Below are 24,702 nucleotides of genomic sequence, written 5' to 3'. Positions count from 1 at the left end.
GTTTTCCTTAATGAATAAGAGTGGCCGGATGGCCGGGTGAATCGTCCATGAGGACGGAAGTCTTTGAATCTGCCTCAGCGCATACCGAGGGTTTTCTGTAAGGCGTCGAGCAGGTAGGGGTTACAGATGAGCAACACCCCAAGGATAAATCTCACGGTACCTTTGTTGACGTCGTCGCCCGCCGTCAGGCCCGAGTGGCCATCTTTACGGGAACGGCGCCACAGCATCACGCCCGCCAGTGCGAACCAGACACCGACCATACGAAGCAGGCTCAGCAGGGCGTTGGCCGCGACCGCGCCCTGCCCGAACGTCCCCTGGTCCACATAGCTGATGGCGTCAAACGAAACCTGCCAGCCCACCTGTCGCGCCCCCGCGCCGATAAGCTGGTCCAGCCCCACCAGGCAGCCCGACAGCAGCAGACAGGCCACCATGGCCCCGCCGCTCGCCGACTGACCGGGCGACTTGCGGGCAAGCCACGACTGACGGATCAGAAAGCCGCCGGCACAGAGCACGCCGAACAGCGACCCCAGCGTCAGGGCCAGGGTGATGAACGAGCTCTGCAGCCCGGATGCCAGGTTAGACAGCATGGTGATGCCGTCAAGCGATCCTCCCATGACGCCTCCCTAGCGCAGCACGCCGGCGCTGGTTGTGACGCTGCGCTCCGGTGCGTTAATGTCGCGCACGGTGACGCCGCCAAGTGTGTCGCCCGCCTGCACCGCCCACGTCCTGCCCTGCCAGCTGACCCACGCCATCCCCTCCTGCAGGCTTTCCAGCCGCATGCCGGCGAGCGCCGATCGCGGCGCGCGTTTACCGGCGGCGTGTCCGCCTCCCTCGGGGTAAGGCCGCGCGGCCAGCACGGTCAGCTGATTACCCAGGCGGGCGTTTTCCTGCGCGATGCCGGTAAGCTGCTGCTGCAGGGTGGCCAGCGCCTTCGTCTGCGCGCGCACCGTGTCCGACAGGCGGGTGATCGCCTCGCGGTTGGCCGCCTCAAACTCGCGCCCCTCGCGGATGAGCTTCACCACGTCGTCCGGCACGCTGCCGGCCGGTTCCGCCACGCTGAGCGCGGCGGCAGGGACGCTGAGTCCGCCCGTCTGCAGCGGCGCCGGCGCGGATGCCGGAGAGGCGGGCTGTACCGCCTCAAGCCCGGCGTCCTGCCCGAACGCGCGCTGGCTGGCATCCTGTGAGGAGCCTGCGGGCCAGAACAGATACCAGCCGAGGAAGCCCATCACCAGCCCTATACCCGCCAGCCAGGGCAGGGAGTAGCCCAGCAGCAGCGGGCGCGTCAGAAAGCTCTGCTGCTGCGGGGCGGGCGGTGAAGCGGCGGGGGTGACCGGCGCGATGACCGCCGGCTGCGGATCGAATTCATTCACGGGGCATACCTCTCTGTTCGGCGGCGCGGATGCGCGCCTGGGTTTCTTCGCGCAGGTCCGCGGCGCTCGGGGTCGGGTTGCTGCTCAGTGCCGCCGGCGACGCGTTGCCACCGGTCGCCTGCGATACGCCCTGCGGCGACTCGGCGTCGGTGCTGTAGACGCCGCGCATAAACTGGATGGCCACTACCTCGCCGTTTTTCACCGTAACGGTGCGGTCCGGCAGGCGGGCCGCATCGCTGTTCAGCACCTGCGCCGCCTGCTCCGCCGTGCCGCCGGCAATCACCCCGGCCACCGCCGTGCCGTCAGGCGTGGACGGGCGAGTGGTGACGGTGTTGAAGCCATTGCTCAGCAGCTGCGTGTTGGCCTGCGCATAAAGCTGGCCCGCGCTGCCGATGCCCTTGAAGATGGACGGCAGCACGATGCGGCGGAAGTAGTGATGGTCGACGTCGGTGGCAATGTTGGCCACGAGCGTATCGTCCTGCAGCGCATAAGCGTCCACCTTGTAGTTCTGCCCGTTCAGCGCCATCGTGGTGAAGTGGATGATGACCCCGTCACCGGACAGCTTCGCCCCTTCAGGCGCCTGCAGTACGGCGCCCGCATACTGGCCCGTGGTGATGCGGCCCAGCACCGGCGTGGTGCCGTTATCCGAGTTCACGCCGGTGTAAATTTCACCCGGCCCGCGCCAGTAAGGCGCCACCACGACGGTGGCCGGCGGGGTATTCGCGGCGAGCTGACGGCTGCGCGCGGCGGCCTGCTGCACGTAGCTGCCCGGCTGCGAGTCGCGCCATGCGGCCCAGCCGCCGTCCTTTCCGCCCAGCAGCTGCGCGGCGGGAAGATCGGTCTGTGGCTCCGCCTGGATTTTTGCAAGCAGCGCGGTCAGCGACTTCTGCCGCGCCTCGCTGAGCGCCTTCTCCTGCTCCTGCGTGCGCCCGTTACCCTGCGGGCGGGGCAGCTCGCGCGGCGTCACGGCCGGGGCGACCTTTGGCGTTTCTTTTGGCGTGACCACGTCCTGCTGCAGCGGGATGCTGGCGATAAAGCTGCCGTTCGAGGCGGCGGCGGTCTGCGCGCCCCGGGCGTTGTTTTCGCGCAGGAGCTCGCGGTAGGCCGCCTGCTCCTGTGCGCTCACCTGCGTGCTGCCGCCTACCCGCGTCAGGTTCACGCGCGAGGGTTCAGGCGGCGGTGCGGCAAAGTAGCTGTACAGCGCGTAGCCGCCCCCCGCCACCACCACGATGCCGCCAAGGATAAGGCCCATCATCAGGCGGATGTTGCCGCCGCCGGTGTTCTGTTGATCGCTCATGATTACTCCAGGGCAATGCTGAGGGCTTCGGTGCGCCCGTCAACCGAGAAGGCCACGCGCGGCGTCACCGGCAGCTTCCACAGGTGGGTGCCGTCGGCCGACGAAAGCGTGGTGTCGAACTCGTCGCGGATGTCCGCGCGCGAGCGGATGTAGAGGTCGTCGCCCTGCTGCCACACCGCCGTGTCCGGCACGCTGCCGGTGGTCTTCAGGCGCTTCGCGCCCGACGGCGGCACGCCGTCCAGAAACGCCTGCAGCACGTCGTCATGCAGCCCGATGCGCGAAGGACCCGGTGCGTCAGGCGCCGTGCCCGGCCCACGGCGGGGAATGCGCAGGTCAAGGCGCGCGTCCACCGTCCAGGTCTTTTTCGCCGTGTCGGCCTCGCCGCTCATCACGCTTATCTGCAGCGGCACCGGCAGGCCCTCAAGCCCCACGGTCACCAGCGTGTTCACGAAGTCGCGCTTTGCGGTGATGACCATAAAGGACATGCCCGGGATCCACTTCACGTCGATGTCCGGGGAGCCGCTCACCGGGTCGCCGAGAATTTTCCAGGGCGCGCCGGTGCTGTCGATAAAGCTCACGGTCGCCGGCCAGTTCACCGCGGTACGCACCAGCGGCAGACTCGCGCCCGGCTGCAGGCTCACCGTCTGCGCGGTGATACGCGGTACCGCCGTAATACCCGGCGTGGCCAGCGCCCGGTTCTGCTCGGTCTGCTGCGCACGCAGCTGGCGGATTTCATCGGGCGTCAGCGGGGCAATGGTCGCCTGCGCCTGGTCATACGTGACCGAGGTGGGCGGCGGCAGCGCCTGCCCGGGAAGCGGGCCGGCCGCAGCCGGCGCGGCGGGCGTGCCCGTACCGCCACCGGTCTGGCCTGTCGCGGCAGCACCGCCGGCGGAAGCGGTCGAGCGCCAGCTGCCGTCGGTGCCGGGTGCCGGGGCGGTCCCCGTTGCCGTGGCGGCGCCCGCGCTGCCGCACAGCGCCAGCCACAGGGCCAGCGTGCGAAAGTTGCTCATAGCATTATCCTGCGTTGTTGGTGATGGTCTGCGTGACCTCAAGGCCGCGCGGTTTGAGGCGCGGATCGGCCTGCTGAATGCGCAGCGTGAAGATGTAGCGCAGCGGCGGCGTACTGGTGTTCTGGCCCTGCAGGCGCAGCGTTACGGGGTACTGGAACTCCCACGTGTAGCGCCCGCCCACCACGCCGCGGCGGGTGATGACGCCCGGCTCGACGGTGTTGGTCAGGTTCATGCGCTTATCCTTCACCAGCGACAGGGTGTTGGAGTCGGTGCTCAGCGCCCTGTTGTAGCCGGTGAAGCCCTCCTCCGAGAAGTCAGCGGCCGCGGCGGTCATCTGGTCGCGGTAGTGCACGAAGTCGAGCGTAAACGCCTTGCTGATGGTGTCCGCACCAAACTGCCGCACGTCGCTCTCGCTCCAGACCGGCTTATCCGTCGGGTAAAGCGGCGTGATGCGCCCCGCTTCGGTAGCAAAGTACTCGCGCGGGAGAAACACGATGTAAATGGCAAGGGCGCCGATGACGATGGCCTGAATGACGTTGACGCTGAGGCTCCAGCCCAGCCTCTTCAGGCAGGTGCGCGCAAACTCTGCGCCGAGCGTGCGCTCGTGCTGCGCGTGCAGGGCGTGTTCATAGGCGTCCGGGTCGGTCAGGACCACGGCCGCCTCCTGAGACGGCGCGACGTGTTGGGGGTTCTGCATGCTGTACTCCTTACATTCCGTAGGACTGCCACGGATCGATGCTGGTCGGCAGGTTGCTGTTGATTTTGTCCGTCAGCGCCCCGCAGACCTTCTCTGACGCCTGGTTCATGATGTCCTGCAGGCTCGGCAGGTTCGGCAGGCTGATAGAAATGTTGCGGATGCCGGAGAGGCAGTTCTGCAGCTGATCGGACGTCTGGCTTTCACGAGCCGCCCACGCATCGTTAGCCTTTTTGGCGGCGTTGTAGCCCGCCTCGCTGCCGGTCTGCGCGGCGCTGCCGGCGCGACAGGTCGCGGCGCCGGCGGCAAAGGCGGTGCAGCAGAAAAAGACCGCCACGAGGGCGGTCAGGTGTTGTTTCATGTCAGTTCTCCTGTCAGGAAGTGGCTTACACCGGGCGGGGTGGGGTGACCGGCGCTGCCTGTGGTGCCACCGCCGGCCGGTCCTTTGGGGCGGCAGCTTCTGCCTTGTAGCGCTCGTCGTAACCAAGACGGGCGTGCAGCGCGGCGGGCACGTCTGCCGGAGCGTCGAGCTTCGCGATGCGCGGCTCAGCGTCACCGGTGAGGCGCACCACCACGTGCTCGCGCGGCACGGGCTGACCGTTTGAGCGGTTGATACCGTTGCCGCTGCCGATGGGCTGCGCCCCTTCCGGCGTCAGCAGGTTGACCACCATCGGCGGTGCGTCAGCGCTGCCCGGCAGGCTTACCAGCACGTGCTGATAGGTGCCGCCCTGACGTACCACGCCCTGCAGGTAGTCCCCGTCGCCCTGCACCAGGTGCAGGTCGAGCCGGCCGTCATCGCCCCACGCGGACATCACCGGGATGCCGGCGCGATCGTTGTGCGCCGGGCGCGGCGCCGAGAGCGCATCGCCCGCCTGCGCGCTGCCCTGCCCGTCAGGCTTCAGCCAGTACAGGCCGTCGGCCGGCTTCGGCGGGGCGTCGACGTCCAGTCCGAGGCGACTCACCAGCGTGTGCTGGATCTGGGTGTAGCGGTTCACGTCCACGGCCGCGAGCGGCACCATATCGTCTGCTCCGGTCTGTACCCGGGCTCCACCCACCGGGGCCAGTGACCACTGATTGCGTCGGGTCTGAACCTTTTCGTACTGGCCGGTAAAGTTACCCTGCAGGTCCTTAACGGGCTTGTTAACGGTGACCGGCTGTTCGCCCTGCCACTGCAGCGTGACCATGCGCCCGGGCTTCAGGTTGGTTTCGCGCAGCAGGCCGGCAAGCTCCTTGCCCCAGAAGGTCTGCGGCCCCTCTTTAGTGCGCAGGGTAATAAAGGTGCTTTCGCTCTGATCCGCTTCGAAACGGAACGGGGCCTGCCCGCAGGCGGTGACCTTGCCGGTCACCGGCTCCCGCGCCTTTTCCGCTGGCGTATGAACCGCCGGTGACACCTTCGGCGCGGCGGGCTCAGGCGCCGGTGCAGAAGCGGGCTGCTGTGACGCTGTCACGGGCGCTGCGCTTTGTGCGTGAGCCTGCGCCTCCGGCGTTACGGGCGGCGTCTCAGTGGCCCGCGGTGCCTGCGGGTCTCCGCGTACAGCATCAGCTGGGGCGGCCGGCGCCACGGGCTGACCCGCTGCGCGGCGCGCGGCGTCCAGGTCCGCCTGCTGGCTGGCGTTTTTCATGCTCACGTCAAGCTTATTGGCCACGATGACGCCGATCGCAAACGCCTTAAACTCGTCGCTGCCGGTAAGCTCAATGCGCCCCTGATAGTGATTGGCAGCGGTCAGCAGCGCGGCGAGCACTTTCTCCTGATGCGCGCTGGCGCCCTCTGCCATGACCAGGCGATTACCGCGGTCAATGAAGGCCGCCTCGCCGTCCAGCTTGTACAGCACGCTTTTGCCGTCCGGGTGCTTCTCGTGCGTGACGCGGCTCAGCAGCTTATCGGCATCGATGCGTGCCTGTTTTGACCCTGATGAGGCTGGTGCATCTTCATCCTGCGCCGCCACGCGCGGTGCGCCGACCAGGATGGCATTTTCTGCACCAAATGCGGAGGTCCGCGGGTTGACCGGCGGCACGGCTGGCTGCGGAACAGCCTCCGCCATGGGTGCTGCTGCTTCATGCGCAGGCTCCGGCGCGCGGGCTACGGGTTCAGGTCGGGCGTCCGCTGCTGCCGTCTGCCAGGAGACATCCGGCACAGCAGAAGCAGCGGGAGCTGAGACCGATGGGGCCGGTGGTGTCTGCTCAGCTGCCGTGGCGGGCACCGCAGACGGTTGGGATGCCGTTGCAGCTGGCGCCGCATTAGCCGGCGGAGCCGTCACACTGGCGTCTGTCACCGGTGTCGCTGGTTCAGGCACGCCGGCCACGGGCGGTGTGGCAACGGGTGTGGCCGCAGCGGCTGGTAGCGGCGGTGCGCCCAGGTTCGCAAATGCCCCTTCTGCGGCTGACAGTGCCGCCGGCGTGACGTTGCCGGTCTCTGAGAGCCGCACGACCTCATTGCGCAGCACCGCCAGGTTATCCTCAAACTGAGCGCGCGTGACCTCACCGCGAACGAGCAGACCAATCTGCGCCTCAATGCGTGAAGGGACGCTGGCAACGTCGGGCGAGGCGGATCCGGGATTGCGGGAGAGGTAGTCTCCGCGGGGAGCCGGTGCGTCCGGCGAGGGCATACCCGCAAGTCCACCCTGCGTGACGCGGTCAAACGCGCCCTGCACTTCTTTCAGGTGGCCGCCAGCATAGACGCCCAGCGCCTTTGCATCATCAAGCTGCGCCTGCAGTCGCGTCACGTTTTCCATCAGCGCCGGCGCCGCCGTTTCACCGCGGGCCAGCGACACAAATTCATCGCGCAGGGCCGTCTGAATACGATCAAGCGCCGTGGCGTTCGGGTCAGCGGCGGACGCCGGCGGCAACTGAGCCGCGAGCACCGCCGCGCCAGCCGAGTACTGCGCGGCGCGCTCAGGGCTCTCCAGTGATGCCATGCGATCAAAGACCGCGCGCGTTTCCGCCTGACGACCGGGCGTAAAGCTCCCCGGGTCGGCGCGGGTAAACTCGCCATAAAGCATCCGCACCTCACGATCAAACTGCGCTCGCGTCACGTCCCCGCGCGCCAGCAGCGCGTACTGCTGACCCACCCTGTCTGGCACGGTATTAATATCAAGCGTGCCGCCGGTCGGGTGCAGTGAACTCCAGGTATCGCGCTGCCCCAGCAGGCCACGCAGGCGGCTGAACCCGCCCACCTCCATGACGTTTGCCCCTGCCATTCCGCCCTGCGTCACCCGGTCGAAGACCTGCTGCATCTCCTTCACGTGCTCACGGGTGTACACGCCGGATATCGCCGCGCTCTCGACGCGTGAACGCAGCGTGCTGATGTCCTGCAGCAGCGCCGCCGGTGAGACCTGACCGCTGGCCAGCGCGGCCAGCCTGTCGCGCAGTTCGGCGCCGGTGCCGTAGAGCCCGGTGAATCCGTCATAGGTGCCCGGTGAAGCCGGCGCCGGCGTCACCGGTGCTTCGGGTGCTGGCTGCGCTGCCGCGACGTTATCAGCCGCCGGCGCGGTGGCAGGTTGCGCTTCGGCAGTCGATGTCACGCCGGCCGCCGGCAACGGGACATCAGGTTCGCTGACGTTAACGGCAGGCACCTCTGCAGGCACAGGGTTGTCTGCCGGGATAACCGGCTCGCTCACAGTGGCTGCAGACGGAGTGCTGTCCGCCGCCGGCGCGTCTGTCTGCTGCGCCTTCAGAATGCGATACACGCTGGTCTGCCCGATGCCGAGCTGCTCAGCAATCTTCGCGGGCGTCAGCCCTTCATCACGCAGCTTCAGGATTTCACCCGTTTTCTCTTTTGCCGCCCCGGGGCGACGGACAGGTGTGGATTCGGCTGCGGCGTCCGGGGACGCGGCGGGAAGAGTGTCCGGCGCTGGCTGTGCGTCGTCGGGTGTGGCCATGGCGATTTCCTTATAGTTAAGCCCCTCAAGGGCCCGGGTAATGTCAGGTAGCAGCGACTCGCGAAGGCGGTCGGCGCCGCGGGACTGGTGCAGATCGTTAAAGTCCTTGAGACCGCTCTCGATTTCAGCGGCACTCAGGTCTGGCAGCACAACGGTGCCGCCGGTGGCGGTGGCGGCACGTTCTGCCGAGAGCACGCCCTTATTGATGTCCTTCTTATGATCAACGTCGGCCATAAACAGGTGCGGGCTGCCGGGGTAGCGCGCCTTCAGCACGTTCCCCACCGCCTCCATGTTGCCGGCATCAATGGCCATAACCACTGGTCGGCCCGTCACCATGTTCAGGCTGCGCGCTGTGGCGTACCCCTCGGCGTACAACACGGGCTCGCCGTCCTTCAGTTCGCCGCCCACCACCAGAAAGTGGCCGGACTTGGGCGCATCCTTAAACAGGTATTTTTCACCGTCCGGCGGAATGTACTGCAGCGTGCGAAACTGCCCGCCGGCGTCATAAAAGGGTACGACCAGCGCACCGTTGCGGGTCTGACGCAGCTCCGGTGTGGCCGTGATGCCCTTACGCACCAGGTAGCCATGCGCCGGATCGACCGCCGGCAGCCGGTTGTACAGCGCCTGTGCGCTGGCGGTCCGGTTTGCGTATAGAGTGGCCTGTGCGCGGGCCGTATCGTCCTGCGACTGGCGCATGACGGCGCGGATGTGCACGCGTGCAACCGGGTCTGCTTCGCCTGAGCCACCGCTCGCCTTCCAACGCGTAATGTCTTTATCGTTGTCGGCACGGTGGTAGTTGATGAACCAGCCAGCGGGCTTAACGCCATCGAGAAATCCGCGATAGACGCCGTCTTTATTGCCCTTTTTCCCGTCAGCAACCGGAACCCTGTGACGACGGCCATCCATCACCGGCAGGCCGTCGAGCACCAGACCGCCGCTGGTCAGCGCGTCCAGAAACTCGGACTGCGGGTCACCGCCGCCGCTGCTGCGTATGCTGCGATCCGGCAGCCACTTCTGAATCAGGCTCAGGTCAGCCCCCGGGCGGGCGTACCAGAGCTGCGCCTCCTTATCCCATGCGATCGCGTTGCCACCGTCCGGATGTTTACCGGCGTCGGCGCGCGCGGCGTCGCGCTGGTCCGGCATGACGGCAAGCCACACCGGGTAGTCCGCTGTCTTCATAAAGCCTCCTGTGCTGCTGTGTCAGGACGGCTACTCGCCGTCGGTAAACCGGCGGTACCACCACGGGCGGCCGCTCAGGGATTTGCCGCGCGCCCAGCGAGCCAGGCGCGTAAGCAGTTCGGTGACGCCCCAGCCAAACATCCTCAGCACGCGGAACACGGCGATGATGCCGCTCACGACGTAAATCGTGTTCATGGCGGGAAAGCGGAACCAGAAGAGGTAGAGCAGGAACAGCCAGGCGGGGATGCCGACAAAGTTCAGGGCGCTGCCGGCCCGCCGCCAGAACCCCGGCGGATAGTTCTCTTTATTCAGCGTACTCACGCGGAACCCTCCTCAAACTCGCGGCGCTGGCGCGGCGACATCACCACGGCCAGCTCGGATTCGGCAATGCGGCGCTCCCGGTACAGCTGCCAGGCCTGGTCGACAATGCGCCGCTTTTCCAGCCGAATAAGGGTGTTAATGTGCTGGCCCCACTGCGACCACGGCATGCCGCCCAGCTTTTCGCGCAGGTAATAGTCAAAAAGGATGAACTCACGGACCGCGATGCGCTTACCGTCGGTCGTGCGCAGCAGCGTCTGCACCACCACGTACTGCAGCACGCCCAGCAGCGACCACGCCATGGCCTCACGGCTTTCGTGCGGAAACTCGTTAATCAGGCGCGGGAACACCTCGCCCGGCGAGTCGATGTGCGTGGTGGAGAGGCACAGGTGACCGAGTTGCCCCGCAAGAATGCCGGCAGCGATGGTCTCCCTGTCGCGCATCTCGCCAACACCAATCAGCGCAGGCGCGCGGCGTAAATCGGCGCGAATGCCGGTCGCAAAGTCAGGAATGTCTTTGCCCAACTGAGACTGCAGCGGCGGGAGCACATCGCCCGGACGGCCGAGGATGAACTCAATCGGGTCCTCTTTAGTGGTGACTTTGCGATCAGGATCGTTGTCCAGGCAGTAGCGATAGGTCGAGGCGAGCGAGGTGCTTTTGCCTGAGCCTGTGATACCACCCCACAGCCCCATCCCCTTTCCTGGCAGGAGGTTCGCCATCAGCTCCGGCTCCAGCCCCAGACTTTCCAGCGGCGGAATGTCGGAAGGAATGACGCGCATTGTCCAGCCAATAGTGCTGTCCTGACGCCCCGCCGTGCCCTGCAGGAGGTTCACGCGAAAACGGATGCGCTCCCCACGGTTCAGGCCCCAGCGGCCGGTCATGTCGCCGTCGAGCTGCATCGCCCGGTCAACCGACACGCCGCCGCGCACCTGCGGGCGGAGCTCCGGGGAAAACACCTCGTCCATCAGTTTGGCCATGGTGTCGTCCGCCACCGCAAACGGGCTTGCCCTGAGCAGGCGGCCGTAGCGGCCGACCACAAAGTGGTTGTCGCCCTGCAGGTGAATGTCGCTCACGTTGTTGCGCGCGCACCACACCATAAAGCCGCGCAGCGTATCGGCGCTGAGTCCGCCGCTGAAGTCATAAAGTTCCAGGTCTGAGGCTGCCATTAACGCTTCTCCGTATTGATGACCGGCTTCCACTTCGCCTTGTCGGTGACGAAGCCCGCGCGGGATTCAAGACGTCGCTCGCGGTCGCCGGTGGTGAGTTTGTTGTTGTCGCCGGTGACCGTCTGCTGGCGCTCGGTCACCACCGGCGCGGTGATAAGGTTCTGACGGCGCAGCAGCACGTACTGCAGCATGCCGTTGTAGTCGCGCGTCAGGCGGTTGACGTTGGCCTCCAGCGTCTCGTCGGCGCTCTGGCGCCCTTCCGCCCAGCCTTCGTTGACCGCCGCCTGCCAGATGTCGCGCTGCACGCCGTTCTCCGGGATGAGCCCGCCTGCCGGCTCGTCCGGCGGCACGGTGCTGAGCCCGGCCATCAGCCAGCCGCGCCACGTCGGCGGGTTGCTGACGAAGCGCTCGGGCTGGATGATTTCGTACACGTGGCTCGCGGTGCGTATCTGGTCGGGCGTGACGTGCGCCACGTCCACCGCCTCGGTGATAACCGGCGGCAGCCAGCCGCGGCTGCTGATGAGCGGGCGGAAGTCATAGGTGGCATCGAGCTGCTTAGCCCGCGCCTCCAGGTCGCGGCGCAGTTCCCACGCCCGCTGCGCCTTGCCGCCGCGAAAGCCGGTGGTGCGCCCGCCCTCGGTCAGCATCTGCCGGCGGTTGTCGGAAACGTCAGCGGTGTCGCGCTTTTGCGGTGACAGGTAGGCCTCCGGCCCCGGCGGCGGCGCGCCGTCAGGCCCGGGCGCAGGAGCCGCTCTCGTGAAGTGAAATCCCGCGCAGCCCGCCAGCAGCGCGGGCAGCAGCAGGACGCAGAGTCGGGCTTTCATCGGCGGCCTCCCTTATGGTTACGTCCCGGCTCAGCCGGCAGCGAGGGCATAAACTGCAGCACCATCTGCCCGGGGTACGTCACGAACGTGGCGCGCCAGGCGGTCTGCATCTCAATCATGCGCAGGACGTTTGCATAGGTGACGTCCTGCACCTCAATGTCCACGGGCAGTGGCAGGCGCACGCCTGTGTAGCTGAACTTCAGGCCGCGGGCGCGGGCCAGCGCGCTCAGCAGCTCCACCGCGTCGCCGTTCCAGCTGAAAGTGACGCGATCGCTGTCTGCGCGGATGACCGCCACGGGCAACGTCGTGTTGTCACGAAGGCCACCCTCCATCCACAGCTGCGTCAGCTGCTGCGACGCTTTTGGCTTTGAGGTGACAGCGTGTGCAGGCGCGGCGACGTGGGGTTGAGGATGCAGCTGACAGCCGCACAGCAGCAGCGCCGGCAGCGCGGTAAGAATGCGTTTTTTCATGGTGTCTCCGGGAGTTGCCGGTCTTCAGTAGGAATTAGCAGGCGGCGCCGTTCAGCGGCTGGCCAGCCAGATGGAATAGACTTTTCGTGCATACAGCATGCGGCGGGCCTGATTGCCGTCGGCAAAGCCGGCGTTGTAGCTGCCGAGACACTGCCAGGTCAGGCCACACACCTGCAGGTGCTGCGCGAGGATCCACGCGCCGGTCTGTACGTTCAGGCAGGGCTGCGTCAGGAGGTCGCGTTCATCGCTGATAACGCCCATGGCTTTGAGCTTTGCCAGATGCGTGGAGTTAATCTGCATAAGGCCAAAATCGCGGCTGATCACCCGGCCCTGTTTATCACGGTTGTAGCCGACTGCGTGCGGGTTCATGCCGCTTTCGACCTGGGCGATGGCCCGCAGCAGCTGCGGCGAGACGTGATAGCGTGCGCCGGCCTCACGAAAACAATAAGCCTGCGCAGATACGGAAAAAAACAGCGCGGCCGCCAGCAACAGCAGCGTGCGCCAGAAGTGTATGGTCAGCATGGGGAGAATCTCCGGCTCCGGGGACCCGGGCCTGTAAACAATCGGGGAGCTGCTCTGCGGGCTCAGTTACCCGTCAGTTCGATGTAGCGTGCGTACACCTTGCGGGCATAGCGCATGCGGAATGATTCGTTCGCATTTCTGAAACCGGCGTTGTAGGCCCCGACCGACGTCCAGTTCACGCCGTTCTGCGCGATATTTTTCGCCAGTATCCAGGCACCAACGTGAATGTTTTGGCAGGCGTTACCAAGCAGCACCTCGCGCGTAATACCCATGGGACGCAGCACCGGGAGCCAGGACGAGTTAATCTGCATCATGCCGAGGTCTTCGCTCAGTACCCGCCCGTTTTTTTTGTTCAGCCCGATGGCGCTGGGGTTAAGCCCGCTTTCAACTTCGGCGATGGCCTGCAGCAGACGCCAGTCGACGCTGAAACGCACGCCGGCTTCACGAAAACAGCGAGCGGTTTCCGGCGGCGCTTTCGCCGCGTAAGATGCGCCTGCCGCGACCAGCAGCAGGCAGATAATTACAGGGCGCCACATAGCGAGACCGCCACAAAGACCGGGTAAAGCACGGTGATGAACGGCACGCCGCGCACGAATCGTCCCGCAATTGCGGTCAGCATCAGGCTCAGGGCCAGACATGCCCCGGACCAGGTTGGCGTGAGCCAGGCCCCAATGGCCGGCAGCACGTACAAGTCGCCCGAGGCCAGCGCCGGCGGCTGCGATCGCAGCCAGGTGATAAGGTTCAGCAGCAGCGCCGGCAGCAGCATCACCGCTGCCCCGGTCAGGGCGGGTGTAGCGTCGGGCTCTCCCGGCAGAAGCGTGGTAAGCGCGAGCCAGGAAAGCAGAAAGATGAGCAGGTCTGGCACCCACTGCGTGACGCAGTCGATGTAAGCGGCGCTGCCAAGCAGGAGCACGAACAGTACGAACGCGGGATTGTGAGTCACTATCCACGCAGGGAAAACACCGCCACAGAGCATCACCGCCGCCAGCAGCGGCCGGATGGGCGCCACCTCCGGGTAAGTCTGTGTTTCAGTGGCGGAGGCCTCTGCGGCGAGTCTGGCGCCCGCATACAGCGCCGGAAGGTTAAAGGCCAGCATCGCGGAAAAAATCAGTACGGCGGGGATAATCAGCATCATGCTACCTCATGTAAACCACATAACCGGCCGGTATAAAATCGGGCCGGGCAATCCGCCCAGACGGCGTGTTAATACCTGCCGCATCGGACAAACCAAAGTGCGAACTGTTTTCCGTGTCGTCCATCAGCTGAGCGTACAGACCCGGAGAGGACGGGGTGAAAACGTAGCCTGTGCCACCGCTGATGCGCAGCTGAATTCCGGTATTTCGCGGAAGCCAGGAAGGCAGAGTGATCCGCGCTGCAGCGTCTCCGTCCGCCGGCGTGCTGCCGGTCCAGAGGTTGTTAAATGCAGCGACGTAATTCAGAAACTGCCCTGACATCTGCGCCTGCGTCACGCTCGCCACGCTCTCACGGCTGACGTCATTAACGCAGGACAGCAGAATGCTTACCGCAGCCAGCAGGACGGCGGCGAAGAAAACGGACGATCGCATAATTTATCCAGAGAGTGATGACAGAGCCTGCCCGCAGAGCGGACAGGAGGATGCCTGCAGGAGGACTTAATCCCCGCGCAGGTCAGAATCCATGAAAAGTTTCAGGCTTTCAGAGCGGCTGAATGAGTGTCCATCGTGTGTCGTTGGCCTGTACCGCTCCCGGCGGCGGAAGCCGTTTACCGGCGCAGGCTGCCTGTGCCTGTATTCGCAGTAAATCGGTCGATGCCCTGATAAGCGCCTCTTCCCGTGAAGGCGCTGGCAGCGTCAGATGATCAAGGTCGGCGAAATGCACCGTGACGGCTCCATTTTCTTCGCAAAACTCAGCGGGATACGGTACGAAGAGTGCGGCAAACTTCTGCGCCTGCCGGCGCCGGACGTCAAGCTTGCTGACCAGCTGCGTGGCGCGCAGGTGCGTGTAGCGTTTTAGCATGTTCAGACTTTTGTGCCCGGATATTGCGGCAACCTCCATTACGTTCAGGGTGCCCAGCTCAAACAACCGGCTGACCGCCTCATGCCGCAGATCGTGAAAATGCAAATCCTCTATGCCGAGCCCGGCAAGCGTCACGCGCCAGGCACTTTTGAAACCGTTGGAGGTATAGCTGAACACCGGACCGGAGAGAGCACTTCCAGACTCACGCAGCACCTGCCGGGCTTTAAAGGACAACGGCACATCGCGTGCCGTACCGTTTTTGGTCATGGGCAGATGAGCAATTCCCAGGTTCAAATCCACGTGCTCCCACCGCAGCGAAAGAATTTCTCCCTGACGCATGGCGGTTTCGATGGCCAGCGTAAATATCACCGCAAGCTCAGCGTTTCGGGCGAGCAGTGAGCGCCTGATCCTCCTCTCTTCAAGAGACGTCAGCCGACGAGTTCTGCCAGAGGATGCCTGCGGTTTACGGACGTGTTCGACCGGATTGTGCGTGCAGGTTCCCCACTCTATACGCGCCAGATTGTAGAGCGCAGAGAGCAGCGCCAGCTCAAGTCTCACCGTGTTAGCACTAATCGTTCTTCCCGTGCGTTCGCTGACTGTTCCCAGCCGGGCGTCGCGGTAAGAGGCGATATCCACTGAGGAGATCTCATCCATGTACTTCTCCGCCAGTGGCGACCGTTTCAGCACGTTGATGCGATAAAACTCCTGCAAATGACCACGCTTGTGTACTGATACCACCCGGCAGTATTTATCAAGCGCCTTCGATAAGGCCATTTTTCTTATACGTTGTCTGATTGCCATAACCCCCCCAAAAAAGGGGGTAGATATTACACAACGTCATGACATCACTGCCAATCCGGTATGTGGAAAAAACAGGGACCGACAGGTCTCGAGCGAACAACCTGGAGCATTCCTGGAGCCGTGGAAAATTATGGTGATGCCTGCCAGTCCTATCTGACCAGCTCAGGAATGGCAACACAGGGCTGGGTTGTTACGGGCTCGGATGCATGCACAGAGGATGGACAGTACTGCACTAATGACAACTTCCGGTGCTTTGCAGTACGCATTCAATGAGGTAGTTCAGTAATCAAGTATTATTTTGATACAGCTGCAGTATCCGTTGGGCGCTTGCCCGGGCTGAATAACCGGACAGTTATCATCGGTTCTCGGCGTATAACCTACGTAGTCATCAGAGCGGCCTTTATCAAAGGAAGTCCTGCGACAGTAATACCCGGTACGCCCCTGTGCAGATTTCGCCCACACACCGGATTGGCAGGAAAGTATGGCGCCAGCGCCGTCACGGCTTACCGCCCCCCATGTGTCGCAGTATGTGCCAACAGTATTGACCTGCTGAAGCTTAAGAATGCCGCCGATTACGGCATCATGCGCGCTTCGCAATGTGCCGTTTGCCAGCACGTCATTATTGGCCGTCACGTTACCGCCGGCCGTGATGCTGTTGTTTGCTGTAATATTTCCGTTCGCGACCATGCTGCTGTTCGTTGTGATGTTGCCAGCGGCCGCAATATTGCTGTTAGAAGTAATACTGCCGTTGGCATTGATAGTACCGTTTGACTGAATGCTCTGCGTGGCGGTCAGTCGCGCGGTATTCACGTTGGCAGATGCGTTCAGCGTTTGCGTGCCGATCGTCTTCGCGCTGCTGATGTCGTTGCTGCCCATGTTAAGCGTCGTGCCCATGGTGTTCAGCTCCGGGTGACCAGCCACGCTGTGGCGGTAGAGGTAGTCGTTGACCAGCGCGCCGTTGGAGTAGAAACCGGCAATCACCACGCTGCCGTCGCCCGGGTTATAGCCGCCGAACGCGGACAGGTTTTCCTGCCAGCTGCCGAGCGCGCCCTTCGCCACGCCGCTTTCAATGTATCCCCCCGCCGCGCCAATATGATTAGCGAGCTTGCGGGCGTCACTGAGCGACAGCGTCGAGCCGCCGGTGAGGAACGTCATGGTGTGAAATTTATTCGTCGACGGCTGAAAAATCAGCGTGCGATAGGTCGCCGTGTAGGCGTTAGTCGCCGAATAGCCGGTCGGCAGGTAACCCGCCGTAATGAGCATCGGCACCGTCAGCGTGTAACCCGCTGAGGGGCTGCTGTTGGCCGCGATAGTGGCCTGCTGATCGGCAATATAGCGGTTGACCGCTTTCTGCACCGTGTTGGCCTGACCGGCCGCCACGTTCATCCGGTATTCGTCCGCGGCCCACAGCGTGAGTGGTATCAGCAGCGTCACGATAATAACGGCAACAACCCCATAGGCCACAGTCGCATCGGTAATCTGCGCAATGCCCCGTTTCATCTTGTTCACGGTTTATTCCTTAAAGTCATAGGAGATAGAGGAGAACTGATCGTCAAAGTTGAACTGGCCCGCCATGATTTTGGCGCGGATGGTGTCAGCCGTTTTTGCGTGCCGCAGATTAAAGCCGGTAATGTCCACCTGACGCTGATTGTTCAAAGGGTTAACGCGCATCCTCTGGTGCGCCAGCACGTACAGCGTGCTCGCAATGTTGGCCTTGGCGGCCGGGCTTATTTCCTCGCAGAACATCACGTAGCGTTCCAGCGCTTCCTTAACGGACGCCGCGTGAATGGTCGACACGACGAACATGCTGAGCGAGGCTTTAAGCACCTCGTGTGCCGTGGCGCCGTCCCTGATTTCTCCCAGCAGAAACGCCGCAGCCCCCATGCGGTAGGCCTTTCGCGTCGCGCTGGCGTACCCTTCGTTCTCCCCGACCTCAAGCTGAATACAGCGCCCGTCGCCGTGACGGCCCTGCAGCAGGGTTTCCGCCGGGTCTTCAATGGAAACGCCGAGGTTGCCAGTCACAACGATGCGGCGGCTCAGTATGGCGGCGGCGGAGGTGGTTTTCCCCGCCCCCATTTCGCCGGAAATGAGCACCAGCCCTGTTGCGCTGGGCAGCTCTACAGAACGGCGCAGGGGCGTGCTGAGTGGAATATCATCAAAAGCCGGCAGAGTGGCCGGGGTCTGGCGCAGCACTAAACCGGTTCGCCCCAGTAAGTCGCGGGAGACCGTGGCACGATACAGACGCTCACCATAAAAGCAGGAGAACTCATTACGCCCGGTCTCCTGGTGCCTGCGTTCGCAGAGCGCGCGGAGCGCCTGCACGTCAGAAGCAATATTCTCAGGCACGGGCATCAGCAAACGGCTGGCTCCGACCAGTCCTTTGATTTCGGCATAGTCTTCGCCGAGGTAGAGATCGATAAAATCGGTCTCACTGAGCGCAGTGGCGGTCATAGTCAGTCGGTCCGGATAAGTGCCGCCGGCGTGCGGCGGCGTTGCGTTAAGACTTGGTGGTAAACGTCAGCGTGTTGTCACCGTCCACGCAGGCGGTCGCAGCATTGGCCGCGGTCACCTCGGAGGTAAACGTGGTGTTGTTAATTTTGGTGGATGCGAGGTCGGCGGTGCCGATGCTGCGCGCGACCTTCACGCAGTCACGCTGCGGCAGGCCCGCGTCGGTCACGATAAAGCCCACGCCGTTGCCCTTCACCGTGACCTGTCCGCCTGACTTGTTGTAAATCAGGTTGTTAGTGATGGTGTAACTTTTCGAAATGCTGCCACCCTTCACCAGCGCAGGCACGTAATCGTCCGTACCATAGCCGCTTGATGCGCGCAGGTTGCGCGTCTCGTTCATGACCGTCGTTACGAGCGTAACCTCGCTCGTGCTGTTCACGTAGAAATAGGCCAGCGCGCCCGCCGCCACGACCAGGCTGATAACCACGATCATGATGCCCAGCGAACTGATGGAGTCAGTAATGTTCGCAATACCCTTTTTTAACTTCTTCATTTCATCACCTTTGAGGAGACACACGGAAAGAAGCCGCGCGGCGACGGCCGGGCGGCTGACTGGAAAAAACATGGTGCGTTGAAGCGAACGGCCGTCCGCCTAGTTAAAGAAAAATGCCTTCTGGATGAGGCTGAACATGATGAGCATCAGCGAAGCAACCAGCACCCCGCACAGCAGCAGGCTGACGATGCGCATGCGATCGCCGGTACGCTCGACGCTGTTAACCGTGCGCTCAAGCCAGGTTGACGCAAAGCGCTTTAACGAGCCCTCGCTGTTTTTTGTCTCAAACAGGCTTTGTAGCTTGACGATGGCGCGTTCGTCAGGGAACTCGTAGCCGGTGGCGTCCAGCGCCTGACCAAGATTTTCCTCGCCGGCGGAAATAGCGTGTTCCAGCGCTTCAAGGCGCTCATACAGCCACGCCGAACGGGTGGATTCCTTCATGCTGGCAATGGCGCGCTCCATCGGTATCCCCGCCGCGTCCATGGCATTGACGTTCATGATGAACGCCGCGCCGTGAATGCGCCGGTAAATGGACCAGGGCGGAAAGCGGTCCAGGAAGAAGCGCAGGCGCCCGGTCAGCCGGGGCAGCGACCACACGACCAGGGTAATAAAGCCGGCGAACAGCATCAGCAGCGCCCACCACCAGTCGGAGAGCAGCAGATAAAAGTAATAAACCGCCGTCTGCACGCCGTTCCACTGGCTGAGCGGAACCGCCTGAATAATCACCGGAACCAGCATCATGCAGAACATGACCACCACACCGACCGTCAGCATCGTCAGGTACGCCGTCACGGCCACGGTGGACTTTACCGTGCCGCTGATGCGTCCGGTCCCGCTGGCAATATCAATTGCGTTGATAAAGCCGTCCTCAGGGCGCCCTGCCAGATCGCATGACTCAATGATGCTGAGCTCCTGATCCGGGATCCATTCTCTCAGGGAATCACCCAGCCCGAAGCCGGCGCCGAGGTTTTCAGCGCATTCTGTAAGTATCTGCGCGACGGCATCGCCGGGGTTCTTCCCGCGCCGGCTGTAATTATCAATCAGCTTCTGATAGGTCTCCTTAGCGGATCGCCCGTCCAGCAGGTACTGACGGAAGTCGTCATAAATTTCAATGCGGTCCTGCGCGCTGAACGTGGCCTGATAAATTGCGCGTGCGAGTCTGTTCACAGGTCGGCCCCCGCTTTGAGCCGGGCATCCCGGTCAAGGTTACAGATGCGGCGGTGAGCCCATACCGGATCCGTGACGCCGCTGTTAATCAGGCGCAGCAGGTTCTGACACAGCGTTACGCCACCGCGGTCTATCCAGTCGAGGTAGGCGTTCATTTTGCCCTTTTCGCTGTATAGACGCATAAAGCGGTTATCCGTCTCAATGACTTCAAAAATGCCGGTACGCCCGTGTATGCCAGTGTGACCGCAGCTGTCACAGCCACCCGGATTGCGCAGATAAGCGCGGGCGGAGCCCGCATGCGTCTCGACCATGTCCTGCATGACCGGGCTCACGCCATCGCGTCCCTGATGCCAGGGGAGCTTGCAGTTACCGCAGAGCAGTGGCACCAGTCGCAGGCCAATCAGGCCGGAAATGATGGTCGGATCAAACAGCAGGTCTTCATCCACGCCGAAGCGACGCAGGCGTTGAATAATGTCAGCCGGCGAGTTGGTGTGGATGGTAGTCAGTACCGGAGCGCCGGTCTGTATCGCCTCTACCACTCCGTTAGCCGAACCCGCGTCGCGGACCTCACCGTTGTATATGCGGTCCGGATCCATACGGAGCAGGTTCTTAATGGCTTCCGCAAAGGTCTGCTGGCCGAGCGGCGTCTGAAATACGCCCTCGATGGGGGACTCTATCGGGTCTTCTACCGAGAGGATGTTTTCACCTGAGTCTTCACGCGCCAGGAACTCGGCGGAGACCTGACAGACCGTGGACTTACCGTGGCCGGTAGGCCCGCTGTAGAAAGTCCCGCCTGAGCTGCTCAGCAGGCGGCGCAGCGTGGTCTCCTCCGGCGCGGTCAGGCCAAGCTGCTCAAAGTGCAGGCTCTGCTTGCGGCGGCTTACCAGACGCAGCGCCACCGCCAGACGCCCCTGCCCGCCCGGACGGCTGGCAAAGCGGATGGTGCTGAGGCCGTAGCCGTTCACGAATTCTTCGCGCACGCGCGCGTCACAGGGCTCGGTAAAGCTCAGCGTGGTTTTGCTGTGCTCCTCGCACATGGAGTTGTACAACGCGTTCACCAGTCGGGTGCCCCATTCCGCGGACTCGGTGCGCATCCTGCGCAGGTTGCCGTCAATACGGTAGAGCACGCGCGTAAATTTGTGCTCAATGCGGATGTGGATATCCGATCCGCGCATCTTCGTGGCTTCCGCTATTAGCGTCAGGTTCAGGTTTTGAAAGTCGCTGGTTCCTTCAACGCTCTCACCGCTGCCGTCGCTGAACTGCTGCGAAATTTTCTCCAGCTCCTCGCGGTTGCACCAGGTGACGCCTGGCTTAAGCCCCTGACCGCGCAGCTGCTCGCGCAGCTCAAAGAATTCCGTGCTGTCATCCAGCTCGTTCAGTACGTACAGGCAGTGATACTGACTTTGCTCGTCGCGGATGAAGCGGACGCTCTCTCTCAGTGTCGCAGAGAAAGGCCGGCCGCTGGCGGGCGGCGCGAGGGGAAGCAACGTGTGGGTTTTTTCACTCAGGTTCATCATGACGCCACCTCAGTTAAGGGTTAAGACGCGTCCGTCCAGCGTGCGTTTGATGACCACGCCGCGCATTGAAACGGACACCACTGTATAGCCGCCGTTCACGCTGTCGCCCGGACGCACCTGCGTGCTGCTGCCGTCCGTAAAGCTCAGCGTGGCCACCGTGCCCGCCACCTTTTCAAGCGTGGGCAGGGTCGTTACCGGGCCAGCCGCTGCCGGACCCGGTGAAGGTACCCCGGGGACAGGTACGGGACTCGCCTGCACCGCCACGGTGTCGGCCTGTCCCGCCGCCATTTTTGCTTTGTTATAAGCGGCCTGCGCGTCGTAAAACACGCGGCCGCTCTGCAGGCGGTCGAGGTCGCCTACAGTCCTGACGTCCGCTTCCGCGTGCGCAAGACCACAGGCCAGCAGCATCAGCGCTGCATACTTAACGTTTTCCATAGAGCGATCCTGAGAGTTTGTAGCGGACTGAGCCGTCGGAGGTGTTAATGGCCACGGTAATCTGTGAGAGGCGGATGCCGGTGAAGCCGGCGCCGGCAAAGATGTCGCGCGGCGGGACGTCGGTTTCGGCAGAGAACTGATACTCCTGCCAGTCCTGCACCGGCAGGTCTTCCCCTTCGCTGTTCTTCTTAACGTCCTTTATCGGCACCGCCGACACGGCCAGATCGATGTTCAGCGACTGAAAGCGCGAGATGAACTGCATCAGCCTCTCATCGGCCGGTACCATCGGGTCATCCCCTTCCGGCTTCTGCGTCTGTGGCAGCGTGAACGAGGTCTGACTGCTGTCGGCGAAGCTGAACACCGGCGTGACGCCGAACAGCTTCTTAACCGCAGCCACGTAGTCCGCGGTGGTGGCCGCCGAGTTAGTGCGCCGGATGGACTGTACGCTGACGTCGCCCTGCGCGCAGACCACCGTGACACTCATCCAGCCCTCAATTGAGAGCGGCACGCGGTCCAGTACACGCTGGCACTGCCCGACGAAAGAGCCCACCGAAGGCTGCTCCGTCCATGGGTGGCGGAAGCTGGCGAGCGCAGCCTTATAGCGTGCCTCTTTATTCAGCTCTGCCTGCCGCGCCATTTCACGCTGCAGCGCCGCCCGGGCGGCCGCTTCCCGTTCGCCTTCCACGTGAAGCCAGAACCCCAGCCCGGCGAACGCAAGCGCGGTCACTGCTGCGGCAGCCATCAGCTGCCCGCGCGTCATGCCCCACGTCAGCGGCCGCAGCCGGAAGTCCTTACTCAGCTGCTTTGGCGCCAGGACCGCCTCAAGGTCCAGGGGGGCGGTCACGCCGGCGACCGCCGGATCGCCGTACACCGGCACCTCAAGGTTGTCCTTGCTGCCGCGCAGCTCGCCGCGCAGATCAATGAGCGTCTGGCGCAGCAGCTCCGCCGCGTAGACCTTATCTGACCACGGGTGGATGCCACCGCGCTCCGTCTTGCCGACCAGCGTGTACTGCAGGGCGCCGTCCGGCCCTTCACCCAGCGGCACCACGGCGATGCAGCACCCTTCCAGCAGCGACGCCAGCGCCACCGTCAGCGAGTAAGTACCCCGCAGGCGAAGGCGCGTTTTAGGTGCAAAGCCGGCCTGAATGCTGTCGCTGCGGCGCACCGCCACAAGGTCCAGACCCTGGGCTTTTCCGACGCGGCGAATTTCTTTCATGGGGTTACGCTGCGCGCGGATCGTCTGCCAAGTCAGCCCTACCACAAAACGACGCTGGTTGATGGTCAGGAGGCGGATATCGCCGGCGTCCTGCGTGGGTGCCGGCGTCTTCCTGTTTTTCTTCATGGCAGTTACCTGATGTAAGGCGTGACGGTAATGACGAAGGACTGGCGCGTCCGGTCGCCCGAACGCTGGCCGCCGGTGACCTGATTATCCGGCGACAGCTGCCCCTGACGGTTTGAGGTCGCTACGTTCTGCTCCAGCCCGCTGATAACCACGGTCTGACCGGGTTTCAGCCAGACGCGCTGCGGAACGGAGCGGGAGTCAACCTCTGGCGCCTCCAGCTTCTCGGTGTCCGAGCTGATTTCACGCAGCTGAATCAGGCTGGAAATGTTCAGGAACATGTTCAGCATCATGCGATCGCCGCCGTCGAGGATTTTCGGGAAGATGGTGATATTGGTTCCGGTGGTGACCGAGCCCGGCGTCAGCGTCTGCGACGGCAGCGTGGTGCTGCCCGTGGAGTAAACGGTGGTTGAGACGCTTTTTAAGTACGCTATCTGACGCCCCACCACCACGGACGCAGAGGCCATGTTCGTGGTCATCAGCGGAATAGTGCGCACGTCCGCCACTTTCGCCTGCTTAGACAGCGCGTCAAACAGGAACGATGAACCGGCAAACTGCCGCGCCGCGCCGGTGGCCGTGTCCAGCACCGAGAAGCTGACCGAGCCCGCATCGGCTACGGTGCCTGAAGGCCCGGCGAGGTTAATGCCGTACTTACCGGCCAGCGTTTTGTAGATGACGTTCCAGTCGATGCCGACCGCATCGCTCGTTTCGGTATTGACGGTGTAAATCACCACCTTGAGGTTAACCTGACGGCTCAGCGCTTTGTTCTCAGAGGTCAGATACTCCCCGACGCGACGCACCACCTCCGGCACGTCGGTAATAACTACCGTGCCCGTGGTCTTGTTCATGTCGAGGCGGCCCACGCCAGGCGTCAGCATGCTCTCCGCCGTGGACTTCAGGTCGTCATACAGGTTGTTGCCCATGGCGACGTCGGACTTCAGGCTCGTCCCGCTCTCGCCGGATACGCCGCCGCTGGAGCTTGAGCCCGAGCTGCCGGAACCGGTGCCGCCGTCGGAGCTGCTGCTGTTAGACACGCCGCTGACCACCGAGCCGGTGAGCGCGTATTTGGCGTCAGAAGGCTCGATATCAAAGCGCGCCGTCTGCAGATAGAAGAACGTGACCATCCCGTCCTCGTACTTCCAGGAAATGCCCAGACGTGCCGTCACGATATCCAGCAGGCCACCCAGGTTGCCGGTGTAGGTTACGCCTGAAAACGTGCGTGACGTGCCAGCTGAGGGTGCCGCCGCGCTGGCCGTAGCACCGGTACCGAAAGAGTCCAGCGGCCGCATGTCGCCGCCGGTCGGAAGTGCAGGTGACGGTACGCTGGCCAGACGCTGGGTCGGCGATCCGTTCTGGCCTCCGCCACCGCCCAGCACGGCCGCCGCGTCCGGCGTCACGCGCGTACGGATGTGACAAACGGTCGCAATGTCCTGGCTGAACTGCCAGATATCCTGCGGCTTGACGGCCCGGTAAGGCATGTTGCAGTTCACAACCTCACGGGGCGCGTCGTACTTTGCGACCGGCAGCGGCACGGGGCTCACATACTGGCTGTTCTGAAACTGCACCACGGGGCGATTTTCCGCAGCCTGCCTGATAAGCGCTGAGGCCTCATCGGCGGTGGTGCCTGCAGAACGGTTTACATCATTAATGCGCTCCAGGGCGCAGCCCTGCAGCAGCGTGCTGCAGATCAGCACGGCAAGCGTGGATTTTTTAAACATG

Annotated in this window: 24 protein-coding genes; all 24 read right to left on the bottom strand. The window is 63.5% G+C overall.

Translation table 11 applies throughout. The features are described from left to right. Positions 1-74: 74 nt before the first annotated feature. Positions 75-614: a conjugal transfer protein TraQ gene (gene traQ, locus PO881_RS23940; RefSeq protein ID WP_280173393.1), complete on the bottom strand. Its 540-nt coding sequence runs from the start codon at positions 612-614 to the stop codon at positions 75-77. Between the two features lie 9 nt (positions 615-623). Next, entirely contained in the window at positions 624-1,370 is a 747-nt protein-coding gene (gene traP, locus PO881_RS23935) for a conjugal transfer protein TraP (protein ID WP_280173392.1), read from the bottom strand. After that, positions 1,363-2,667, bottom strand: a complete 1,305-nt coding sequence (gene traO / locus PO881_RS23930) for a conjugal transfer protein TraO (protein WP_280173391.1) — start codon at positions 2,665-2,667, stop codon at positions 1,363-1,365. Before traO ends, traP begins: the two co-directional genes overlap by 8 nt. A 2-nt stretch (positions 2,668-2,669) precedes the next feature. After that, positions 2,670-3,677, bottom strand: a complete 1,008-nt coding sequence (locus PO881_RS23925; protein WP_280173390.1) for a DotH/IcmK family type IV secretion protein — start codon at positions 3,675-3,677, stop codon at positions 2,670-2,672. Between the two features lie 4 nt (positions 3,678-3,681). Further along, positions 3,682-4,374 carry a DotI/IcmL/TraM family protein gene (locus tag PO881_RS23920; protein WP_280173389.1) on the bottom strand — a complete coding sequence of 231 codons (693 nt, stop codon included), beginning with the start codon at positions 4,372-4,374 and terminating at the stop codon, positions 3,682-3,684. A gap of 10 nt (positions 4,375-4,384) precedes the next feature. Next, the gene (locus tag PO881_RS23915) at positions 4,385-4,732 is read right to left on the bottom strand and encodes a conjugal transfer protein (protein WP_280173388.1); all 348 of its coding nucleotides are present in this window, start codon (positions 4,730-4,732) and stop codon (positions 4,385-4,387) included. A 25-nt stretch (positions 4,733-4,757) separates the two neighbouring features. After that, positions 4,758-9,428, bottom strand: coding sequence for an LPD7 domain-containing protein (locus PO881_RS23910; protein WP_280173387.1), 4,671 nt, complete (start codon positions 9,426-9,428; stop codon positions 4,758-4,760). Between the two features lie 30 nt (positions 9,429-9,458). Then, entirely contained in the window at positions 9,459-9,749 is a 291-nt protein-coding gene (locus PO881_RS23905; protein WP_280173386.1) for a conjugal transfer protein, read from the bottom strand. Continuing rightward, on the bottom strand, positions 9,746-10,912 hold the full coding sequence (gene traJ / locus PO881_RS23900; RefSeq protein WP_280173385.1) for a plasmid transfer ATPase TraJ: 1,167 nt from the start codon (positions 10,910-10,912) through the stop codon (positions 9,746-9,748). The genes PO881_RS23905 and traJ overlap by 4 nt, the downstream gene beginning before the upstream one ends. Continuing rightward, positions 10,912-11,736, bottom strand: a complete 825-nt coding sequence (locus PO881_RS23895; RefSeq protein ID WP_280173384.1) for a type IV secretory system conjugative DNA transfer family protein — start codon at positions 11,734-11,736, stop codon at positions 10,912-10,914. The genes traJ and PO881_RS23895 overlap by 1 nt, the downstream gene beginning before the upstream one ends. Beyond that, on the bottom strand, positions 11,733-12,206 hold the full coding sequence (locus PO881_RS23890) for a DotD/TraH family lipoprotein (protein ID WP_280173383.1): 474 nt from the start codon (positions 12,204-12,206) through the stop codon (positions 11,733-11,735). Before PO881_RS23890 ends, PO881_RS23895 begins: the two co-directional genes overlap by 4 nt. A 51-nt stretch (positions 12,207-12,257) precedes the next feature. Continuing rightward, positions 12,258-12,728, bottom strand: coding sequence for a lytic transglycosylase domain-containing protein (locus PO881_RS23885; RefSeq protein WP_280173382.1), 471 nt, complete (start codon positions 12,726-12,728; stop codon positions 12,258-12,260). A 62-nt stretch (positions 12,729-12,790) separates the two neighbouring features. Further along, complete coding sequence (locus PO881_RS23880; RefSeq protein WP_280173381.1) at positions 12,791-13,264, bottom strand: lytic transglycosylase domain-containing protein; 474 nt, start codon at positions 13,262-13,264, stop codon at positions 12,791-12,793. After that, positions 13,249-13,863 carry a prepilin peptidase gene (locus PO881_RS23875; protein ID WP_280173380.1) on the bottom strand — a complete coding sequence of 205 codons (615 nt, stop codon included), beginning with the start codon at positions 13,861-13,863 and terminating at the stop codon, positions 13,249-13,251. The genes PO881_RS23880 and PO881_RS23875 overlap by 16 nt, the downstream gene beginning before the upstream one ends. Position 13,864: 1 nt before the next feature. Beyond that, positions 13,865-14,293 (bottom strand): type IV pilus biogenesis protein PilM, encoded by a 429-nt coding sequence (gene pilM / locus PO881_RS23870; protein WP_280173379.1) that lies wholly within the window; start codon positions 14,291-14,293, stop codon positions 13,865-13,867. A 109-nt stretch (positions 14,294-14,402) separates the two neighbouring features. Continuing rightward, positions 14,403-15,524, bottom strand: a complete 1,122-nt coding sequence (locus tag PO881_RS23865; protein ID WP_280173378.1) for a site-specific integrase — start codon at positions 15,522-15,524, stop codon at positions 14,403-14,405. 279 nt (positions 15,525-15,803) lie between these two features. Next, a complete protein-coding gene (gene pilV / locus PO881_RS23860; RefSeq protein ID WP_280173490.1) occupies positions 15,804-17,024 on the bottom strand; it encodes a shufflon system plasmid conjugative transfer pilus tip adhesin PilV in 1,221 nt (406 codons plus the stop codon). A 12-nt stretch (positions 17,025-17,036) separates the two neighbouring features. Then, positions 17,037-17,975 carry an ATPase, T2SS/T4P/T4SS family gene (locus PO881_RS23855; protein ID WP_280173377.1) on the bottom strand — a complete coding sequence of 313 codons (939 nt, stop codon included), beginning with the start codon at positions 17,973-17,975 and terminating at the stop codon, positions 17,037-17,039. A gap of 46 nt (positions 17,976-18,021) precedes the next feature. Then, entirely contained in the window at positions 18,022-18,525 is a 504-nt protein-coding gene (locus PO881_RS23850) for a type 4 pilus major pilin (protein WP_222213928.1), read from the bottom strand. Between the two features lie 99 nt (positions 18,526-18,624). Beyond that, on the bottom strand, positions 18,625-19,692 hold the full coding sequence (locus PO881_RS23845; RefSeq protein WP_280173376.1) for a type II secretion system F family protein: 1,068 nt from the start codon (positions 19,690-19,692) through the stop codon (positions 18,625-18,627). Further along, positions 19,689-21,209 carry an ATPase, T2SS/T4P/T4SS family gene (locus PO881_RS23840; RefSeq protein ID WP_280173375.1) on the bottom strand — a complete coding sequence of 507 codons (1,521 nt, stop codon included), beginning with the start codon at positions 21,207-21,209 and terminating at the stop codon, positions 19,689-19,691. Before PO881_RS23840 ends, PO881_RS23845 begins: the two co-directional genes overlap by 4 nt. Positions 21,210-21,218: 9 nt before the next feature. Beyond that, complete coding sequence (pilP, locus tag PO881_RS23835) at positions 21,219-21,644, bottom strand: type IV pilus biogenesis protein PilP (RefSeq protein WP_280173374.1); 426 nt, start codon at positions 21,642-21,644, stop codon at positions 21,219-21,221. Further along, positions 21,631-22,986, bottom strand: coding sequence for a type 4b pilus protein PilO2 (gene pilO2, locus PO881_RS23830; protein ID WP_280173373.1), 1,356 nt, complete (start codon positions 22,984-22,986; stop codon positions 21,631-21,633). The genes pilP and pilO2 overlap by 14 nt, the downstream gene beginning before the upstream one ends. Before the next feature lie 5 nt (positions 22,987-22,991). Then, on the bottom strand, positions 22,992-24,701 hold the full coding sequence (locus PO881_RS23825) for a PilN family type IVB pilus formation outer membrane protein (RefSeq protein ID WP_280173372.1): 1,710 nt from the start codon (positions 24,699-24,701) through the stop codon (positions 22,992-22,994). Position 24,702 lies beyond the last annotated feature (1 nt).

The organism is Pantoea sp. SS70 (assembly GCF_029866845.1).
Lineage (GTDB): Bacteria > Pseudomonadota > Gammaproteobacteria > Enterobacterales > Enterobacteriaceae > Pantoea > Pantoea leporis.
This window is presented reverse-complemented; position numbering and strand designations above follow the sequence as displayed.